This window comes from Rhodosalinus sp., from assembly GCF_041685465.1.
Classification (GTDB): domain Bacteria; phylum Pseudomonadota; class Alphaproteobacteria; order Rhodobacterales; family Rhodobacteraceae; genus Rhodosalinus.
On record NZ_JAWLFS010000322.1, the window covers coordinates 1 to 2,630 of the forward strand.

General features: G+C 70.4%; 3 protein-coding genes. 1 reads left to right on the forward strand and 2 read right to left on the reverse strand.

Features of this window, described 5'->3' with window-relative positions; genetic code table 11:
• Positions 1-708: 708 nt before the first annotated feature.
• Positions 709-1,638 carry an ABC transporter ATP-binding protein gene (locus tag ACESL7_RS15145; protein ID WP_372894127.1) on the reverse strand — a complete coding sequence of 310 codons (930 nt, stop codon included), beginning with the start codon at positions 1,636-1,638 and terminating at the stop codon, positions 709-711.
• Between the two features lie 87 nt (positions 1,639-1,725).
• Between ACESL7_RS15145 and ACESL7_RS15150 the strand changes: the two genes are divergently transcribed.
• The gene (locus ACESL7_RS15150; protein WP_372894128.1) at positions 1,726-1,923 is read left to right on the forward strand and encodes a zinc-finger domain-containing protein; all 198 of its coding nucleotides are present in this window, start codon (positions 1,726-1,728) and stop codon (positions 1,921-1,923) included.
• A 115-nt stretch (positions 1,924-2,038) separates the two neighbouring features.
• On the opposite strand, the gene ACESL7_RS15155 is transcribed toward ACESL7_RS15150, so the two are convergent.
• The coding region (locus ACESL7_RS15155) for a succinylglutamate desuccinylase/aspartoacylase family protein (RefSeq protein ID WP_372894129.1) at positions 2,039-2,630 on the reverse strand (592 nt) is incomplete at its 5' end.

Here is a 2,630-nt window from a genome sequence, read left to right on the forward strand (position 1 = left end):
AGGCCGCCTACATCGGCGTCGATCCCGAGGGGCCGTTCAAGCCCGAGCACTACCGCTACTGAACGCGGCCAAGGTGCCCGCTTTCCCGCCCGGCGCGGTTCCTCCGCGCCGGGCGGCTTCGTCTGAACGTGGCGTGTCCGCCCGTGCCCCGCAGCGCTGCGTCGCCTGACCAGGCCGTGTCACCCAAATTCGGGCATAGCGCGCGGCGCGCGCAGCACGGGCTCATGCCCCGCGGCTCAAATCAATTTCCAGACCTGAGGTTACAGTACCTCTGGCAGGCTTCAGCACCCGCCACGATGCGCCGCCTTCTCAGGCTCCATGACCCATTTTCCGGCATAGCTCCGAGTTTGATCCGGCGCAGGGTTGCCGGGTCTCCGCGGTCCCGTCGCCGGGACGGGAATGCCGATGACGCCGACAGGCTGTTCCTGACACGTCCTCGAACGTGCAGCACGCTTGTAAGACAGGCGCTCGGGGGTCACCTGAATGGCATGATCTGGCCGGCCGTGTGCCGACCACGAACGAAAGCATGACACCGCCGACGCGCGACCAGGGGGGACTTGACCCACCGCCGCCCATTGCGGAAAGCGACATTTTAAGCCTTCTGCGGTAGTCCTTTTGCCCGGGTGTTCGGCCCGGAAAGCTGGGAGAATCGCGCTCGCCGCCTGTCGCGGCTCTTGCGGTCTCGCTGCGGTACGCTGCCGACCGGCGTCAGCTGGCGCGCGTCAGGTCGAGGAAGACGTCCTCGAGGTCGGGTTCCTCGGTGCGGACGTCGCGGATCGAGATGCCCGCGGCGCGGATCGCCTCCAGCACCGCCTCGGCCTTGGTCTGCGAGGTCTTGTAGCTGAGCGCGATGGCGCCGTCGGGGCGGCGCGCCACCTCGAGACCCGCGCCCGATGGCAGCGTCGGCACCTCGCCGTCGGGGTGGATCACCATGGTCTTGGCGTCGAGCCGGGCGAGCAGGTGGGGCGTGGTGTCGTGGGCGACGACGCGGCCATGGTGGATGATGGCGATCTCGTCGCACATCTCCTCCGCCTCCTCGAGATAATGGGTGGTCAGGATGATGGTCTTGCCCTGCTCGTTGAGCCGCCGGACATTCGTCCAGAGCATCTGCCGGAGCTCGATGTCCACGCCCGCCGTGGGCTCGTCGAGGACGATGATCTGCGGGTCGTGCACCAGCGCCTTGGCGAGCAGCAGCCGCCGCCGCATGCCCCCCGAGAGCGTGCGCGCGTAGGCGTGTGCCTTGTCCGAGAGGTCCACCATCTCGAGGATTTCGTCCGACCGCCGGCGCGACCGGGGCACGCCGTAGAGACCGGCCTGAACCTCCAGCGTCTCGCGTGGCGTGAAGAAGGGGTCGAGGTTGAGCTCCTGCGGCATGACGCCGATGGCCGCGCGCGAGTTGCGCGGGTTCACGTCCTGATCGAAGCCCCAGATCGCGACCCGGCCCGAGGTCTTGAGCACCAGCCCGGCGAGGATGTTGATGAGCGTCGACTTGCCCGCGCCGTTCGGGCCGAGCAGGCCGAAGACCGATCCTTCGGGCACACGCAGGTTCACGCCGTCGAGCGCCACCTTCCCCGCCGCGCCGCCCGCGCCGCGGTAGGTCTTGGTCAGCCCTTCGATCTCGATGGCGGCCGCTGTCATGGGCGTCTCGTCCCCGCTCTTCCCTTCGCGCCTGGTTGCGTCTAGATCACCCGGAAGACAGCCACAACCGCCGGGAGCGTGCGAGAGATGCCGATCGAACCGCCCGAGACGAAGGTCGTCGACCGCTGGCGCGTGGCCTGCGACGGGAGCGAGGGGGCGCTCGGCCATCCCCGCGTCTGGTTGCAGATCCCGCGCGAGACAGGCTGGGTCGAGTGCGGCTACTGCGACCGCCGCTACGTGCACCGCGATTTCGCCGAGGCGCTCGGGGTCTCCGACGCGGGCTGATCCGGGGCAGGGCGCGTCCGCCGACCCGGGTGGCGCCGGCGCGGACCCGGAGGGGCGCTCGCGGGCGCGCCGACAGCGGCCGGGCCCGCGAAGGGGGGCGCTGCCCCCGGTCCGGTCAGATGATCTCGTCCTCGTCGAAGAGCGGCGCCGCATCGCGGGCGGCCTCCACCACTTCGAGCGCGGCCTCGGCATGGCCGGGCCGTCGCGTCTCGGCGACGTGGAAGAGCGCGTCGCCCTCGTTGACCACGGGCATGTTCGTGCGGCCCACGATGATCCCCGTGATCTCGGAGGCGACCTCGACCTCGTTCTCGCCGAAGGGGTCGGAAATGGCGCAGAGCACCGTGCCCGGCTCCACGATATCGCCGGTGCCGCGGTAGGCGCGCATCAGCCCGCCCACCGGCGCACGGTGCCAGTTCGAGCCGCCGCAGAGCGCCGAACTGCCGTGACGCCGCGGCACGCCCTTCGACCCGATCATGCCGAGGTGCCGCATCACGCGCAGGATGCCGGCAACGCCGGCGCGCGCCGCGAACTCGTCGAAGCGCAGGCCCTCGCCGGCCTCGTAGAGCAGGACGTCCACGCCCTCCGCCTCGGCCGCCATGCGGAGCGATCCTTCGCGCAGGCGCGATTCGAGCATCACAGGCGCGCCGAAGGCGCGGCCGAGCTCCATCAGCCGGTCGTTGCCGGGGGTGAGGCGGATCTGCGGCAGG